Below are 17,761 nucleotides of genomic sequence, written 5' to 3' on the forward strand. Positions count from 1 at the left end.
TTTTTAATGGGTCTTTTTAAAAAATGATTTTTTATCTGCTTTTTTCAACCCATTACCTTCTAGGGATGAAGAGGTATTACTCTCATCCGTATCAGGCAACTCGAATGCCGATACAGCATCAACAAGGTTATTAGCCTGATCTTCCAATGCTGCGGCAGCAGATGCTGATTGCTCCACCAAAGCAGCGTTTTGCTGTGTCACCTGATCCATCTGACTGACTGCATCAGCGACTTGGTGAATACCTCGACTTTGTTCATCAGAAGCAGAGGCAATTTCTGCCATTAGTTCAGTGACTTTGTTTACTGATGTAACGAGTTCCTCCATTGTCTGCCCTGCATTATTAACGAGTTGAGAACCTTGAGAGACGCGTAAAACAGATTCATCAATCAATAATTTGATTTCTTTAGCAGCATCAGCACTACGCTGAGCAAGGTTACGAACTTCTCCAGCAACAACAGAGAATCCTCGTCCTTGTTCACCGGCACGCGCAGCCTCAACCGCCGCGTTAAGTGCTAATATATTGGTTTGGAACGCAATACCATCAATCACACTGATAATAGCCCCTATCTTTTGAGAACTTTGTGTAATCGCATCCATGGTTTCAACAACACTATGCGTAATTTGGCCACCACGCATGGCTGTTTCAGAAGCAGATTCCGCAAGCTTACTTGCTTGTAAAGCGTTATCAGCATTTTGTTTTACTGTTGCCGTTAACTCTTCCATGCTTGCCGCAGTTTCTTCTAATGAAGCAGCTTGTTGTTCAGTTCTTGAGGATAAATCCGTATTTCCTTTTGAAATTTCTTGAATACCAGAATACATAGCGTGACTGTTATCTCGAACAATACGAATAGAACGAGCAAGCTCACCCCGCATATCTCGTAATTGTCTAAATACATCCCCTATTTCATCATCCGTAAAAACAAGAATTTCACGATTTAATTTACCGGTTGCAACATCATTAAAATAACGACTTAAACTCGCAAAAGGTTTAATGATATTAAAATTTAGCCAACGGTGAGCTGCGATTGACACAACAATAACCATTGCTATTGCACCGATAAACATCAAGATAGCAATAGTATAAGAGCGATGTCCTTGCTCTATAGATTCTGTTATTTCTGTCTGCACGTAATTCATATAAGTGTTAAATGAATTTTCCATTGCCGTTTGATAACGTTCCGTTGGTTGGTCTAAAAAACCTTGGAAATTATCATTTTTTAACATGCTATGTAATTCAGTTAAGGCACCATATAAAACGTGATAATTATTTTTCACCGTTTCAACGATTTCTTTTTCTTCTGTCGGTATTGCCTCTTTATTTATTTCAGCAAGGAAATTTTGAAAATGAGTATTCGCTGTTTCCAAGCGTGAAAGTGCAATTGATTCAATAGATTGAATATAATCCGTTGACTGTTCAGTTTTCACTGCGATAGCAACACGATTAATCGCATTGCGTGTTTGTATTAAAGATGCCCAACTTAATCCTAACTCATCTCGCTTAGATGTATCTAAATCAACTCTGGTGATCTGTTCGTTATTCAAATGGACAATCCCTAGCGAAATACCACTAGAAATCATCTGCATAACGCAAAACATCATCAGTAATAAATAGAGACTGGTGGATATCTTTAATTTGCGAAACCTAAACATGCCTTCACCTCGTTTAAAGCGGTGGTAAAAAAGCCACCGCTTGTCAGCCACTTGTTGTTGTTAGAAAGTTTCCCAATTAGCGGGATCTTCAACACTGCTGCTCTTTTTCTTTTCTGAGGTTCCTGGTTTTATAAGTGGAGCAGCGGCTTTAACTACAGGGGTTGCATCCGATTCCTTTCTTTCTAGCGTTTTTTCTTCCTGACCCGGTAATTTGAAGATTGAAACTAAGCGGGTTAATGCAACTGCTTGATCTTCAAGACCAGCAGCCGCGGCTGCAGATTGTTCTACTAAAGAGGCATTTTGCTGAGTGACACGATCCATTTCAGAAACCGCAAGGCCAACTTGTGAGATACCTCGGCTTTGCTCATCTGATGCAGAAGCGATTTCGCCCATGATATCAGTAACTCGCGTTACTGAGTCCACAATACGCGTCATCGTCTCTCCTGCACTTTCAACAAGCACAGAGCCCGTTTCAGTACGGCTTACAGAATCTTCAATCAGTGTTTTTATTTCTTTAGCAGCTTCTGCACTTCTCTGCGCAAGGTTACGAACTTCACCGGCAACTACCGCAAATCCGCGACCATGCTCACCGGCTCTTGCAGCTTCCACGGCTGCATTCAGTGCCAAAATATTGGTCTGAAATGCAATACCATCGATAACCGCAGTAATATCGGTGATTTTCTGAGAACTTCCGGCTATGTCGTGCATTGTTTGCACCACATTAGCAACAACTTTTCCGCCTTGGCGGGCGATATCTGAGGCGTCATTAGCAAGGTTACTCGCTTGACGTGCGTTATCTGCGTTTTGTTTTACAGTTGCAGTTAACTGTTCCATACTGGCGGCAGTTTCTTCCAAGGAAGCTACTTGCTCTTCTGTACGTGCGGACAGATCATTATTTCCAGCAGCTATTTCACTTGTGCTGTTATAAATATTTTCTGTGCTCTGATAGACCCCACGAACGGTTTGAATAAGCTCTTGTTGCATATGCTTTAAGCCATTTGCTAACAAGCTCATTTCATTACGGCCATTGACTTCAATATTGGGGCGTAAATCCCCTTCAGAGAAAGTTTTAATGCTTAATAGAAGCGAATTTAATGGTCTAATCAAGGCATTACGTAACGCAAACCAGCATAAAATTAATGCAGAGATAACGATAATGGCTAAAACAACCATGGTGATGACAGTACGTTGGTGAGAAGCTTCTAATGCTACATTTAATTCATGATTAAACTTCTCATTACGCATAACGTAGGCAAGATATTCTTTATAAAAAGCATCTTGATAACCCGTAGTTGGTTGCTCAAAAAAGTCTTTTAAATTTCTATCTTGAAGTAGAATTTCTAATTGATTTAATGCAGAGAAATATTCGATAAAACGCCCTTTTAGGCTACGAACATCATCTTCGGAGTGAACTTGATAAGCGGTAATATTCTTTTCAAACTCTTTAAACTTCTCATCTGCACGAGACATATTTTTACGAGCAAGACCCGTAAGATAATCCACAGACAGAGAGCCATCCACATTTAAGTTTTTATCTTGTAATAGAAAACTAATCGCAGCACGATTAATATTATTACGAGCTTGAAGTAAGTTAGCCCAGCTTTCGTCTAGGCGTTCACGTTGATCCTGTATTGTAAGTGTTTTATTCAGGTCATTTCTTGTCTCAACAATATTTGAGTAAAAAACACCCCCAGAGATAAATTGCAAAACACCAAACAACAGAAGAATGGATAATAATCCAGTCACTATTTTCATTCGGCTAAACATAGTTTCCCTTTTTATAATAAATGGTAATGAGCAAGTTATCGGCAGACTTAAGAGAAACTTTATAGGTTTCATTTCATCTTAGTCATGTTTTTTGCCCCATTAAAAAGCGGTGGTAATACTGTTTTTAATTAAAATTATAAGTATAAAAAACTTTATAGTTATTTCCGTCACTAGAAAAATATTACAACTTGTTGATAGCTACTTATAAAGTAATAAATAATAAAATAGAACTTAACTCAAATTATTAGTTCTTTTTTATTTTTAAATTTACCTTAAAGTTAATTTAATGCTTTAGCACTCATTAATAAAATAAAAAAGACAGAAATAGCTATTCCGGCAAATGTACCGGAACAGTATTTATATTATTTTTTAAAAAATAAAAACTTATTTAGCTTGAATTGTTGCGCTATCAACTAATTCCATTTCTTCACTGTTGAGTAATTTTTCAATATCAACAAGAATAAGCATTCTTTCATCTAAAGTACCTAACCCCGTTAAATACTCTGTAGACATTGTGACTGCAAACTCTGGCGCAGGGCAGATTTGTTCTGGCTTTAACGTAAGAACGTCAGAAACGCCATCGACAACAATTCCCACAATTCTATTTAATAAGTTAACCACAATAACAACAGTATTGTCATTATAAGTTACACTTTCTTGTGAAAATTTAATACGCAGATCAACTATGGGAACAATAACGCCCCGTAAATTTGTTACCCCTTTAATAAAGCTAGGTGAATTAGCAATACGAGTAACTTGATCATATCCACGAATTTCTTGAACCTTTAAAATGTCAATTCCATATTCTTCGTCGCCCAGCGTAAAAATTAGAAATCCTTGTCCAACAGTTTCACCGGATAATTTCTCGAAATGTTCCGAAGCCATAATCTTATTTTATCCTCACTATTAAATGACTGCGCTTGCAGTTGTAGTCTTTTTCTTATTTGTCATTTGTGTATGACTTAAACGTTGTAATTCTGGTACATCAAGAATTAAAGCCACACTACCATCGCCCATAATTGTTGCGGCAGAAATACCTGGTACTTTTCGGTAATTGCTTTCTATATTTTTAACAACAACTTGATGCTGGCCAACTAATTTATCCACTAATAAAGCATAACGACGTCCGGCACTTTGTACGATAACCGCAATAGCTTGAGTAATATCGGTTTGAGCACCTTCAATATTAAAAGTACGATGCAATTCAATGAGAGGTAAATATTCTCCTCTGACTTGCAATAATTTCTCATCACCCGCTAATGGATAAATATCATCCTCTTCAGGTTGTAAAGAGCTGACCACTGTACCTAATGGTAAAATAAAGACTTCATCTTGTACTTTAACTGACATGCCATCCAAAATAGCTAACGTGAGTGGGAGTAAAATACGAATGCGAGTCCCTTTACCCACTTCAAAACTAATTTGAATTTGTCCCCCCATTTCTTGGATATTTCGTTTCACAACATCCATACCCACACCACGTCCAGACACATCAGTCACGACTTCTGCAGTTGAGAATCCAGGAGCAAAAATAAGCATAGCAACTTCTTCATTACTCATATTCTCAGAAACTGAAAGTCCTGAAGAAATGGCTTTTTTCAAAATTCGTTCACGATTTAATCCTGCACCATCATCAGTCACTTCAATACAAATATTGCCACCTTGATGTTCTGCAGATAATGTCAATTGCCCGGCTTCAGGCTTACCAACAGCAACGCGATCTGCTGGCATTTCAATACCATGATCAAGGCTGTTTCGAACTAAGTGAGTCAGCGGATCGATAATTTTTTCAATTAAACTTTTATCAAGTTCAGTCGAGCTACCAATCATATTAAGCTCAACTTTTTTATTCATTTTACCTGCTAAATCGCGCACAACTCGAGGGAATCGACTAAATACATATTCCATCGGCATCATACGAATCGACATAACAGATTCTTGCAGATCACGTGAATTACGTTGTAGTTGTGCAATACAACTTAATAAATCACTGTATATAGACGGTTCTAGACTATCGCTATGTTGAGCTAACATAGATTGTGTGATAACCAATTCACCGACTAAGTTGATGAGTTGATCAACTTTTTCAACGGCAACACGAATACTGGTTGATTCTGTTTTAGGCGCTGGAGCAGTAGCAGGTCTTTTGGTCGGTGTTGATACCGTCGCAACGGGTGCTTTTGCTGGTTCTGATAACGGTGCATTTTCAGCGACAACAGATTGAGTAGGTGCTGATTGTTCTGCTTGGCTTTCAGTATGAGTATCATCAATAGAGGGTTTACTCTCTTCTTGTGCCATCCGTTTTTCTGTAGCCGTATTTTGTCTAAATGAGATCTGTTCAGGCTCAATCACAAAACAGAGTACCGCACTAATATCTTCTTCTGTCGCGGTTGTTTTTAATATTGCTTCAAGGCCATGATGTTGTTTTTCAACTTGGCTCACATCACCAAGATGTTTTAATTCATCAAGCATTAAATCAATATCAGTCTCTTTAAGATCAGACAAAATAATGTGATGGTAATAATGTCCATCAGTCGCCATTTTCGATATCTCTTCTACAGTGGCGTCATTTTGCACATTTTCAGCATCAGATGATGGAACAGAAGTTTCAGTCTCAATAACGTGTGAAACGGAAGCTTCAGGCCCAGCAACGGCCTCAACATTAGGAGCTGATTGTTCTTCTTTTACATCGAGAGCCAGCTGACGCAACTTCTCACAAATATAGTTAAATGTTTCCTCATCAGGTTCTTGTGAGTTTTTATGTGCATCCAATTGCTGTTGCATAATATCTTTCGCTTCCAGAAACAGGTTAATAATGTCGTCGGTGAGCGCCATCTCATGACGTCTTGCACTATCGAGCAAGTTTTCAAGCACATGAGTGGTCTGTTGAAGTTTAACGAAGCCAAATGTTGCAGCTCCTCCTTTTATGGAGTGTGCACTACGGAAAATCGCATTCATCTGTTCCTGATCTGGATTTTCTGGATCAAGTAACAGTAAATGCTGTTCCATATCAGCTAACAACTCATCTGCTTCATCAAAAAATGTTTGATAAAACTCAGTAATATCCATCGTTACTCATTCACCTTTACGCGATTACTAACAAATTAGGGGGCTGTTCCCTGTTTTGTAGTAATATTTGTCGATTGTGATGGCAAACTTTCCCCAGAAACTCCTGTTTCAACATTTTCCTTTTTTGATTCGGGAAGCTCAGATGCAGAAGACACAGACGAACCCGTCTGTGTATTTCCTGCTTTTTCTTGTGGGGTTTCTTGCCCTGAAAGTAGAGGCTCTATTTCAATAGCCTCAGTTACTGTCGGTGCAACCCGCTCATTTTCTTGTACAATTTTTTGTTCTGCTTGCTTCGTTAAGACTAGAATACTGATCCGTCGGTTAGCCGCTGCAAAACCATCTTCTTTAACGAGATGAACCGTTGATGCCATACCTACGACACGAAGTACTTTCCATTCCCTTAATCCTGCACCAATTAACTCACGGCGAGAGGCATTAGCACGATCTGTAGACAATTCCCAGTTACTATATTTAAAAGCACCACTTGCATAAGGAATATCATCGGTATGACCCGATAAACTAATTTTGTATGGTGTATCGTTTAAAATAGGTGCAATAGCCGTTAAAATATCCTTCATATAAGGTTCAACGGTGGCACTACCGACTCTAAACATAGGTCGATTTGCTTTATCGATAATTTGAATTCGTAAACCCTCATCCATCATGTCGATTAATAAATGAGGCTTCAGATCTTTTAATCTAGGATCATTTAAAATGACTTGTTCTAAATTATCTTTTAAACGGCGGAATTGTTGCTTTTCATTAAGCTGTTTATCTTCCTCGCCTTTTGGCAAAATATCCCCTTCATTATAGACAGGATCACGTCCTCCTCCGGGAATAGGATTTGTTGCATCTCCACTAAATCGCCCTTTTTCAATTGCGACTTTTAACGGCGTACGGAAATATTCTGCTACACGAGTTAATTCTTGTGGGCTAGAGATTGAAAGTAACCACATCACCAGAAAGAAAGCCATCATTGCAGTCATAAAGTCAGCATAAGCTATCTTCCATGCACCACCGTGAGCGTAATGTTGCTTTCTCCCTCGCTTTTTAACTCGAATGATTTGTGAATTACTCTTCATAATTACTCTTCTTTCATTGCATCAGGATTTGCCTGCATCGGTGTCCGTACCTGACGTACATGTTCTTCCAATTCAATAAAAGAAGGTCTGTCTGCCAGAAAGAGGGTTTTACGTCCAAATTCAACCGCTATCTGTGGCGCATATCCATTCATGCTAGATAACAGTGTTGTTTTGATACACTCCATCATTTTCATTTGTTGACTAGAGCGTTGTCTGAGTCGGGAAGCTAATGGTGAAATAAAACCATACGCTAATAAAATACCTAAAAAAGTTCCGACCATTGCGTGTCCAATGAGAACCCCCATTTCACCAGCAGGTCTATCCGCCGCACCTAACGCATTAACAACGCCCATCACAGCAGCTACAATACCAAACGCGGGTAAAGAATCACCCATGGCAGATAACCCTGTAGCGGGAACTTCACTCTCTTCCTCAAAAGTCGCAATCTCTTCATCCATCAAAGATTCAATTTCATAAGGATTCATATTCCCAGTCACCATGAGACGCATATAATCCGTAATAAAACTGAGCATATAGACATCTTTCATAATGCGAGGATACTGGGAAAAAATATCACTTTGCTGTGGATTTTCGATATCTCTCTCTAATGCCAACATTCCGTTTTGACGTGCTTTTGACAATAAACGAAACATGAGAGCCATCAAATCCATGTACATCGCTTTATTGTAATTTGTACTACGAAGTAATTTCGGTAGGATCTTCATTGTTGATACAATTGCTCTACCATTATTACCCACAATAAAAGCACCGATACCGGCACCAAAAATGATTATAAATTCGGCTGGCTGGTACAAGGCGCCTAAACTACCACCGACGAGAAGATATCCCCCGATGACGGCGCTCATAACCACGATATATCCTAAGAGTACTAACACGCGATATCCCTTTAGCTAATTTCGTTATAGAGAGAATGGCGAACATAGCAGCAAGAGATAGGAGGGGGAGAGGAAACGGCTCAGGTTATAGATAACTAAGCTCTATAACCTGATATTTAACTTTCAATCTCGAATCACATTGCAAACTGTTCAAGACCATCCAACAGTTGTAAGTTAATATCGGCAGGATTGGCGGAAAGTTTACGTTTTTTTATTGCGCGAGAAGGAGGCTGGCAAAGACTGCAAACATAATTGCTAGCAGGTTGGTGTGCGTGTGTAATAAATGAACCATTACATTTGGTACAAACTGAAAGTTGTAACATACCACTTTCAACAAAGCGTACTAATGTCCATGCTCTTGTTAGTGCTAAAATGGGTTCTTGATCTTTAACAGGTGGACATTGTTCTAGGTATAAACGATAAGCTTTAACAACTGCCTCAACCCCTACACAACCCCCATTTTTCAATAAAAAACGGTAAGCGTTATAGAACATTGAGGAATGGATATTTTGTTCCCATGTCATAAACCAATCCGTTGAAAAAGGTAACATTCCTTTTGGAGGGGGGCTCCCTCTTAATTCTTTGTATAATTTAATTAAACGCCCCCGACTTAATTGAGTTTCACTTTCAAGCATTTGTAAGCGGGCACCCAAGGTGATTAATTCCATTGCTAAGCGAATATCTTTCGCTTCTCGAACGATACTTTTCTCACTCATTGTTATGCCCGTTTCTTTGTTGCAGATGTATCTTGTTCCGCTAACTGACGAAACAAGTTTGAAGAAAGAAGAATACCTGTATGGATCTGTTGCAAATCATCCACTCTAGATTCTTTAGTGAGTTGTTCTATTGTTTCGCTGTCTTCAAACCGGAAATTACAGATTAGTTGGTTTGTTTCAGCCAACTTAACCAATTGAGGCAATGTAAGCTCTGCAAGAGCATCAGCCATGGAATCACTAATACCAAGCCTAAACATTGCTGAAGCCTTTTCTTGGTTAATTAACCTTTGCGCCAAAAGCAAATACGATAAATTTATGTCATAAATATGCTTAAGCAATTCAACCGTACTCATCTCTTTACATCCCGTCCGATTATATTGAACAAAGAGGATCTTCCTAATGAAAGATCCCGAGGAAATTAATATAAATGTAATATTAAATCTCCAGGCCCCATTTTATGAACATGACGCGTAGTAACACTACCTTGTATTACTTTGATACGGTCATTTTCAAAAGTAGCGAAAAAAACATTTAAATTAAAAGTAAACTTTAAATGCTCGCCAATATAGTTCGTTAAGAATAATCCTAACGCAACAACTTTACTCCTTAACTATTAAGTTATTCAACGGATAAAGTAGTCTAATTTAAATACTATGTGAGTCACATCACAAAAAGATAATCATTATTATGGAATTAGTTCATTAACTATTCAAGTGATAAAAGTAATAAAACTTGGTGTAAATTAATAAGCTAATCTACCCAAATTAAAATATTAATGATAATTTTTTATTTTATACGATCTATTAAACTTATAAACCTAAAAATACAGCATAAAAAATTGACAAATCTAAAATTGAAGATTTTTTTGATCACAGTAACATATATTGCTATATCTACTCCTCATCTTTATCTAAACAATCCCTTTCTGTTTAATAAATATTTCTATAGATATTATTTTTTTCATCATTTACTTAAAACCTCAGAAATGATCACTTTTTATTTACAATTTGTTCAATAAATAGACTATTATAATTATTTATAGTTATTACTTTTTTTATCATGATTTAAAGAATAATTTTTTTCTTTAAAATCATAATGATACAAACACTCACTTATGTATCATAAAGATAAGTCATCTAAAATTAAATTCTGAGTTATGCATCTTCTCCCTTAAATTATTGAATATTTTTTTCAACAGCATTAAAGTTTCTTTCGTAATAATAAAAATATACTTATGATTTAGGATGTGCTTTTAACACTTAAATTACAGAACTCTTAATAGGAGTTTTATTGACTGTAAATTAATCACCACTAAATAATATACTCATATAAATAAGTTTTATTTATGAATTATAGTCCATTTTATGAACAGTAAATATTTGTATTAATTTATTTTTTAATATTAAAGATAAATAAAAGAAAAAATAAAATTAATAACCAATAACTTTAAACTCACTATTAATAATCATTCAGAATATAAACATAATACAACATTTAGCTTAAGTAAAATATAAAAAACAAAGAATTAATTTATAAAATTTAGCCTCATTTAATAAAAAATAAAAAAGAACAGTTAAAAAATGAAGAAATAAAAAATAATTATCCATATTGATAAAATACATTTAAATTAATTATAGATATTATCTTTAATGAAACAAATAAAAAAATCGAGTTAATTTTAAATTTTTAAAGTATAAAACCAACTTCATTTACTATAAAATAATAGGCTAAAATTGAAATATTAATTTCAATTTTCTAAAAAAAAATTTAGAGATCCCTCAATATAAAGTAATTAATTCATAAAAAAACAAGATTGAATATAAATTCTGTTTTTTCTACTTTTGATTGCTATTGAACACCAAAAGCTTCCGAGCAGACTAACACCCTGAGCAACACTTAACACTTGTATACTCTCACTACCTTAATGTAAACAAAGAAAAATAAATATGATCAAAATAACATCTTATTGATTACTCTATTAGCATCAACACAAACCATAAAATATCATATGTTACTTTTTATCAACGAAACTAATTTTTATCGTGATTTGTTTTACAGCTACAAATCATGAGCATTGTTTCACTTTTCTTCCCCTTCAATATTCAGTTACTTCATTTCAACCTAGTTAACACAAGTCTCAAAGTATTACAGAACCCAAGATGCTGACTTTTAGTAACACCATTGCTTAACAAAAGTTGATATTGACGGGATGGGCCACAGACAAAGATTTAAATATCGTTATATTTTTATTTAGATAACTAAAAAATACATATCTAAATATTCCTCTCTTCTTATCACTGATTTAGTCCGTATTATTACCCTTTTTTTGAGTCATTCTGAGCTTAAAAAGACATTTCCTCTCCATAAAAGAGTAATAAAAATATTGATATATCTAAGCAATTTAGATCTATATCTCATTTATTAGATTATGCTTAAAAAGCAATAACTGGGTTTCATACTTTACGTTTCCAAAGTGTTCTGTTTTTTCTAAAAAGAAGGATCGGAAAAATATTGTAACTGTATTTTTTAAGTCGAGAATAATTGAGACTATTCATGGCGTGAATACAAATACTTTGTGTATTGCTTTCAGTTCTATTGAAATGAGCGCTCTCTTTTTTGAGCTAGCTATCGTGAAATGTTTGTCGTCTTTTTCTGATGGTATACTTTTTTAATTAATGGTTGTATGAGCTTGTTTTTATCTTTTTAAGTTAATCAAAAAAGGTCAATATCACAATTATCCTTTATATTTATTTTCAGGATAAATGGTAATGGCATACCTATTTCATACTAAGATAATTCTCTTTCTGTAATAAGTCAGATTTACATCCTTGACAAAGTTATAAATAATATAATCATGAAATTATTATTTTATACAAAGAAATGCTTGGTATGATTTTTCTATTCTCATTGTAAGATTACTTATTAGTATCATTTTTTCTACATGATTTTTACAAAAAATATTACATTTTTTCAATTTTTTTGCACATCACGGATGAACAATGACAAACAACATTCGTCAACCATTCATCAGCTTTACTGTAGCGGACTAAACTTGCTATTTCACTACACTTGCTTCTCTTTTTCTGGGCACTCATTTGGTTAAATTAAAAATATTACTCAAAAATTAACACTTAAACGAAACCAGATGAAAAATATTGATATATATTTCACCAAATACATTGAAATAATTTGAGAGTATAATTTAGATATTAAAAAAAATGCTATTATAATCAATAGAAAACACGCTTTATGCCACAAAATTCTATACTACACTAAGCCCCTTAATAACGACTTTTTGCCCTACAATACACCTAAGCACCTCATTTTATAAGTAAACGCCTCATGGCCAATGCTCACTTGATTTTAATGTTCATCGTTTATTCAAAATAAACAGCAGTAAGTCAAAACAATCTGAAAGCAATAATGAATAAAAAAGAGAAACCATATCAAATATGCTTAAACTCTATTCAGTCATTTCCACTCTGAGCTCACAATATACGGGTTAACCACAATACAAATAATTGCATATTAATCAAATTACGTAAAAATGGTTGTTTAAAATAAAACGAAAATCAATTCCGCCTTTCTTGTGTATTTTTAATTGGTTCACTATGAATAAAATCCCTATTTTTATTCCATAAAGTAATAGTTACAAAAATAATAATTACGATAACAAAATACTTTATTTCTATATGTTAGTAATAATACTTAATATATGATGCAGATCTCACTATCAGCAATGAGACACTGAGTTTTAAAATCAGCCACTACGTTTATTTGCTCACAAACGATAAGACTATATCGCTTATAACTTTCTTTAATATTCATATTCTTTTTAAGCTAATTTTGGGTATTTAATATCTCTCCAGTATGACAATGATAAAAAAACTCCCTATATAGAATATAGAGAGTAATCTTAAGAAGTGTATTTAATTCAAACTATTGTTAGTTAGGCTGGGTGCTCAGATGCAATTTTCCAATTGATAGCACTTACACTTTTCTCTAAACTAACTCGGCAGACAATGGCTTCTATCTCTTTTTGTTCAATAGGCGTTGCAAGCAACTCAGCACAAACTTCTAATTGGCTAGGCATTAATGTATCAGCACTACTCAAAGATTGTAATCGAACATGTAAACCATTTATTGCTTGCAAAATAAGAGTTCTGACTAAAACCTCATCTTCAGCATCACAAATAATTCGAATAGAGTAACGTTGCTCAATATCTATTGCTTGAGATTGTGGTTGAGCATTAATGCGCTGAGCGGCTTCTCGTAATAAAATATTGGCACAAAGAATAAGAAGTGTTGCTATCGTCGCCAATTGATACAGCCCTAAACCACACAACACGCCAATTCCTGCTGAACACCAAAGTGTTGCCGCTGTATTCAGTCCTCGAATATTCATTCCTTCTCGCATAATTACACCTGCGCCAAGAAACCCTATCCCCGAAACCACTTGAGCGGCTATTCGGCCAGGACTATCCGGTGAAGTCTCGATTGAACTTAAGATAAAAACAGCGGCTCCAGTGGCAACTAATGCATTCGTCCTTAAACCAGCCATCCTCTGTCGCCACTGACGTTCGGCACCAATCAATGCACCAAGACACATGGCAATTACCAAATTTAAAATATAAGGTGTCATCGTCATGTTTATTTCCTCTACATGATGATTAAAAATAAATCTGAAAAATACTTTCTAAAAGTTCAGAGTATTGAAATTAACGTATCGACCTAGGAGGAGGAAATAAGGAGAAAAAAATGTAGCACATACCTATACCTTTTTTGTTAGTTACATAAAGGGTTTTTGGGTGAGTGCAAAACAGAAATATATAAGAAAGGAATATTACGATGCACTGCCCACCAAAAGTGGTAAGCAGTTTTACTGAAGAAAAGCAGCCTACCTACTGATTGGAATAAATTTATTTTGAGTTAACTGATTTGTTGTTAACCGACAACTTTGCGTATCCAAAATGACTTCTCCTCACTAAAATTTAGCAAAAGTATAAGTAGCCAGTTTAAAAATGTAAATGAACCGAACCTAAACACAAATCACTTTTGTTGTATTGGTCTAACAAATGTACCTTCTCCGCCCTCTTTTTCATTAAAAAACCAAATTCCTTTTGGATACTCGGGAAGTGATACTAAATACATAATACCTTCATGAAATTCTTCAATAAGCAGGATGATCCCTTCACGATCATCAATACCATCCGTCTTCACAACAACCCTATCATTAATCTGCATCTTTTCTCCTGATAAATATTATCATTCTCTTTTTATTTATTTTACCCATAAAGAAAAAGCCTGCCACCATAAGGTGACAGGCTTGAAGAAAATTTTTAAAAGGCTTTAAATTACAGAGCTGTTACGTTAGCTGCTGCTGGACCTTTTGCACCGTTTTCAATTGTGAATTCTACGTTCTGACCTTCAGCCAGAGTTTTGAAACCGTTACCTTGAATGGCAGAAAAGTGAACGAATACGTCTTTGCTTCCGTCTGCTGGAGTAATAAAACCAAAGCCTTTAGACTCGTTGAACCACTTAACTTGACCTTTCATTTTGTCAGACATGTGACTTTCCTATATATCAATAAAACGTTGCCTTCTCGGCATCTACTGGCCTGAACTACCTATAACTTATGGGCACACATGAAGAAAACGGTCAAAAAGCGATGCTGTTTAAAACTCATTAACTTAGAATGTCAATCATAAATCAGGTCTGTATTGAGGCCTTACTCATTAACGCATGAGACAAGTTTAATAGCAATAGTTTTATGCATCTAAAGATTAAAAAAATGCGAATTGCACATTAAAAATACAATTCTTCCTCTATTTTCATCACTGTGTATAAAATTTATTTGATATTTTATCTCTATTATTAACAGCAACTAAGAATAGTCTTAATGGCATCACAATAACAGTTAATGCCCGAATTTAAAAAAACTGTTCTACCTGCTTATCTCGTCTCCGTGATAATCTAGTAACAAGAAACAAGTTTGCAACATTCATCTCTTAAGGTGTTTACAATGAATGTATTAAAAGAAATCTTAGAGCGTGATTTAGACCGGATCAATAAAGCGGAAAAAAGAGACGGAAAACCACATTTTAATAGTCAATTTTTAAAAAACCATATCTGGTTATGCATCAGCATGGTTCTTTCTTATATATTGCTTGCAGCATTACTCATCTACTCTCCTTATTTTGGCATTATTTCACTGGTTCTTTTCACTGTAATGTTCCTTGTTATGGCTGGTGTATTGCTATTTGATATTAAACCTATCTATAAATTTGAAGATATTGGCGTACTTGATTTAAGAGTTTGCTATAACGGTGAATGGTATACCTTCGAAAAACTTTCTGATGAAGCAGTAAATGAAATTCAGCAACACCCCGCAATCTCACCACAAATAAAAGAAGACATTCGTGAGATTATTAGCAAAAAACAAGAAATACATTTTTATGATGTGTATTTAATGGCGTTCGATCCTGTCCAACAATCGATTTCAGCGTCACAATTATCCCCCCAAGCCTGATTCATTCTCCGTGTTGATGACAAAAACACGGAGAATAACTTCTATTATTTAACCACTTTGTCGATAAACCAACCAAATAGAGATTAAATCCACTTTTAGCGTTGACACTCTGATATATCATCGTTATTATGCGCCTCGTTCTCAAGAAGAACACGTTTCCTCCATAGTTCAGTCGGTAGAACGGCGGACTGTTAATCCGTATGTCACTGGTTCGAGTCCAGTTGGAGGAGCCAAATTTAGAAAAGCCCGCGCTATTACAGTGCGGGCTTTTTGCTATTATATTTCCCTATTAAAATTAGCGATGCAAAACCACAATTTCTTGTTCTAAGTGTTTTTTATATGCCCCAATATCTTTTTCAATTTGAGGTTGTTTCACTACATCAAACATTCCGAAGGTTTTTAATCCCTCCATCCCTAAAAACTGATTTGCCTTATGGAATGGAAAATACACGGCATCAATCCCCTTCCCATCAAAGAACTGTTCTTGTTCTTCAAAAGATTCAAAGGGTGCATTCCAAGTCACGGAGAGTAAATATTTTTTACCTTGTAGCAACCCACCCGAGCCATATTTTTTTGAAGGATCTTTTCGTGTACGACCATCATCTATGAATAATTTTCCGTGGCCTGCACTAAAGACATCATCAATATATTTTTTTAAGATCCAAGGCCCTTCCATCCACCAAGCTGGCATTTGATAGATAATAACGTCAGCCCATAAATATTTATCAACTTCGTCATCATTATCGTAGCCATCATCAATACGAGTTGATTGCACATTTATCTGATGTGAAGACAGCAAAGTGGTAGCAACTTGCGTTAAATAATCGTTGAGTTTTCCTTCAGAGCCATCAAATTCTTTTGAGGCATTAATAATAAATACATTAGCCACGTCAAACTCCTTTATATACAGATATCTAATAGCTTGACTGTAACTCAATGACTCATTATTGCTTTAACTCATTTCTCCATTATTCTTGCCTAATTATCCAAAGATACCCTTTCAGTGTCAGATTCTTTTAATCGTTGGATATCTTTTAAAGGGGCAAAGCCAAATAATCGATGATATTCACGACTAAATTGTGATGGACTTTCATATCCCACTCTAAATGCAGCTTCAGAAACGTCTGCCATTTCAATTAACATAATGCGTCGGGCTTCATTAAGACGTAGCCATTTTTGATATTGTAATGGTGTCATCCCCGTTCGATTTTTAAAGTGGAAATGAAATGAAGAGGTACTCATTCCTACTAACGTGGTCAAATCTTCAATACGAATAGTGTTTCGATAATGCAGCTTAACCCAATCAAGAGCATGATTAATTTGGCGACATTGAGGATGTTGCGATGCCAATAACTGCTGCCTTGCCCCATCATTTGATCGTAATAAGTAATAAAGGATCTCTTTTTGGATCAAAGGAGCAATAAAAGGCACATCTTCTGGTGTATCAATCAGTTTAATAAGTCTAGTGACTGCTTGTAATATTGGTGCAGTGGCGGGAACGACTTGTTGAGCTCTATGTTGATTACTTTCTTGCAATAATTCAAATTTATTCTCAGCTAACAACTCAGGTAATAAAGAGAGATCTAATTTAAGTAAGATAGCTAAAAATGGTGCCTCTTTAGATGCTTCACATACTTTAGCAAAAGTAGGTATGTCAGACGATGTCAAAAGCATATTCATGGGGCGATAACAATTTGTTTCTAAACCTATTGTTATTTGTTTTGCACCTTGAGCAGCAATAGCCAAACTTGGCTCATACATCCACCCTTCTGATTCTGTCGTTGTTGTATAGTGACACAGCGCTAATCCAGAAACAGCCGTATCCCAACCTCCTTCTTTATCTTTCGTATGGGAAAGGAGCGTTTTTTTAAATTCATCGAACTCAATTAAAATCGGCGTTGATAAATCGGTAGTGTTCATTATCTCTGGATCTTCTATTTAACCTCTGCATTCCTTACATTGTATTATTAAATAGTATGAAAAACTTTCTTTTGAAAAGACCTCTTATTGCTTCTTATCGACTTTAGAATTACACCGCATAATAGAAATGTC

General features: G+C 35.4%; 14 protein-coding genes and 1 tRNA gene. 2 read left to right on the forward strand and 13 right to left on the reverse strand.

The genetic code is table 11. The annotated features are described in order from the left end of the window. Positions 1–3: 3 nt before the first annotated feature. The 11 genes from GWI97_RS14820 to cspE all read right to left on the reverse strand — a co-directional run bounded on the left by GWI97_RS14820 (position 4) and on the right by cspE (position 14,747). Positions 4–1,650 (reverse strand): methyl-accepting chemotaxis protein, encoded by a 1,647-nt coding sequence (locus GWI97_RS14820; RefSeq protein WP_036935715.1) that lies wholly within the window; start codon positions 1,648–1,650, stop codon positions 4–6. Between the two features lie 60 nt (positions 1,651–1,710). Further along, positions 1,711–3,417, reverse strand: a complete 1,707-nt coding sequence (locus GWI97_RS14825) for a methyl-accepting chemotaxis protein (protein WP_036935713.1) — start codon at positions 3,415–3,417, stop codon at positions 1,711–1,713. Positions 3,418–3,801: 384 nt separating this feature from the next. Further along, positions 3,802–4,302: a chemotaxis protein CheW gene (gene cheW / locus GWI97_RS14830; protein ID WP_023581802.1), complete on the reverse strand. Its 501-nt coding sequence runs from the start codon at positions 4,300–4,302 to the stop codon at positions 3,802–3,804. 21 nt (positions 4,303–4,323) lie between these two features. After that, positions 4,324–6,486, reverse strand: coding sequence for a chemotaxis protein CheA (cheA, locus tag GWI97_RS14835; RefSeq protein ID WP_103004591.1), 2,163 nt, complete (start codon positions 6,484–6,486; stop codon positions 4,324–4,326). Between the two features lie 35 nt (positions 6,487–6,521). Further along, positions 6,522–7,568 carry a flagellar motor protein MotB gene (motB, locus tag GWI97_RS14840; RefSeq protein WP_036935708.1) on the reverse strand — a complete coding sequence of 349 codons (1,047 nt, stop codon included), beginning with the start codon at positions 7,566–7,568 and terminating at the stop codon, positions 6,522–6,524. Between the two features lie 2 nt (positions 7,569–7,570). Then, complete coding sequence (gene motA, locus GWI97_RS14845; protein ID WP_036935706.1) at positions 7,571–8,464, reverse strand: flagellar motor stator protein MotA; 894 nt, start codon at positions 8,462–8,464, stop codon at positions 7,571–7,573. A gap of 134 nt (positions 8,465–8,598) precedes the next feature. Next, a complete protein-coding gene (gene flhC, locus GWI97_RS14850; RefSeq protein WP_006533207.1) occupies positions 8,599–9,180 on the reverse strand; it encodes a flagellar transcriptional regulator FlhC in 582 nt (193 codons plus the stop codon). Between the two features lie 2 nt (positions 9,181–9,182). Beyond that, on the reverse strand, positions 9,183–9,533 hold the full coding sequence (flhD, locus tag GWI97_RS14855) for a flagellar transcriptional regulator FlhD (protein ID WP_036935704.1): 351 nt from the start codon (positions 9,531–9,533) through the stop codon (positions 9,183–9,185). Between the two features lie 3,596 nt (positions 9,534–13,129). Further along, positions 13,130–13,828, reverse strand: coding sequence for an MgtC family protein (locus GWI97_RS14860; protein ID WP_036935702.1), 699 nt, complete (start codon positions 13,826–13,828; stop codon positions 13,130–13,132). A 401-nt stretch (positions 13,829–14,229) separates the two neighbouring features. Continuing rightward, a complete protein-coding gene (dsrB, locus tag GWI97_RS14865) occupies positions 14,230–14,424 on the reverse strand; it encodes a protein DsrB (protein ID WP_036935700.1) in 195 nt (64 codons plus the stop codon). 110 nt (positions 14,425–14,534) lie between these two features. Continuing rightward, positions 14,535–14,747: a transcription antiterminator/RNA stability regulator CspE gene (gene cspE, locus GWI97_RS14870; protein ID WP_004243573.1), complete on the reverse strand. Its 213-nt coding sequence runs from the start codon at positions 14,745–14,747 to the stop codon at positions 14,535–14,537. 455 nt (positions 14,748–15,202) lie between these two features. On the opposite strand from cspE, the gene GWI97_RS14875 reads away from it, so the two are divergent. Together GWI97_RS14875 and GWI97_RS14880 are read left to right on the forward strand one after the other, a co-directional pair. Beyond that, positions 15,203–15,709 carry a YlaC family protein gene (locus tag GWI97_RS14875; RefSeq protein WP_036935698.1) on the forward strand — a complete coding sequence of 169 codons (507 nt, stop codon included), beginning with the start codon at positions 15,203–15,205 and terminating at the stop codon, positions 15,707–15,709. 157 nt (positions 15,710–15,866) lie between these two features. Then, a tRNA-Asn gene (locus GWI97_RS14880) sits at positions 15,867–15,942 on the forward strand. 62 nt (positions 15,943–16,004) lie between these two features. On the opposite strand, the gene GWI97_RS14885 is transcribed toward GWI97_RS14880, so the two are convergent. Together GWI97_RS14885 and GWI97_RS14890 are read right to left on the reverse strand one after the other, a co-directional pair. Further along, entirely contained in the window at positions 16,005–16,598 is a 594-nt protein-coding gene (locus GWI97_RS14885; protein ID WP_036935696.1) for an NAD(P)H-dependent oxidoreductase, read from the reverse strand. Positions 16,599–16,687: 89 nt separating this feature from the next. Continuing rightward, positions 16,688–17,629 carry an AraC family transcriptional regulator gene (locus tag GWI97_RS14890; RefSeq protein ID WP_087802134.1) on the reverse strand — a complete coding sequence of 314 codons (942 nt, stop codon included), beginning with the start codon at positions 17,627–17,629 and terminating at the stop codon, positions 16,688–16,690. Between the last annotated feature and the right edge of the window lie 132 nt (positions 17,630–17,761).

Origin of the sequence: Proteus sp. G2300, assembly GCF_009915965.1 — a bacterium.
Lineage (GTDB): Bacteria > Pseudomonadota > Gammaproteobacteria > Enterobacterales > Enterobacteriaceae > Proteus > Proteus vulgaris.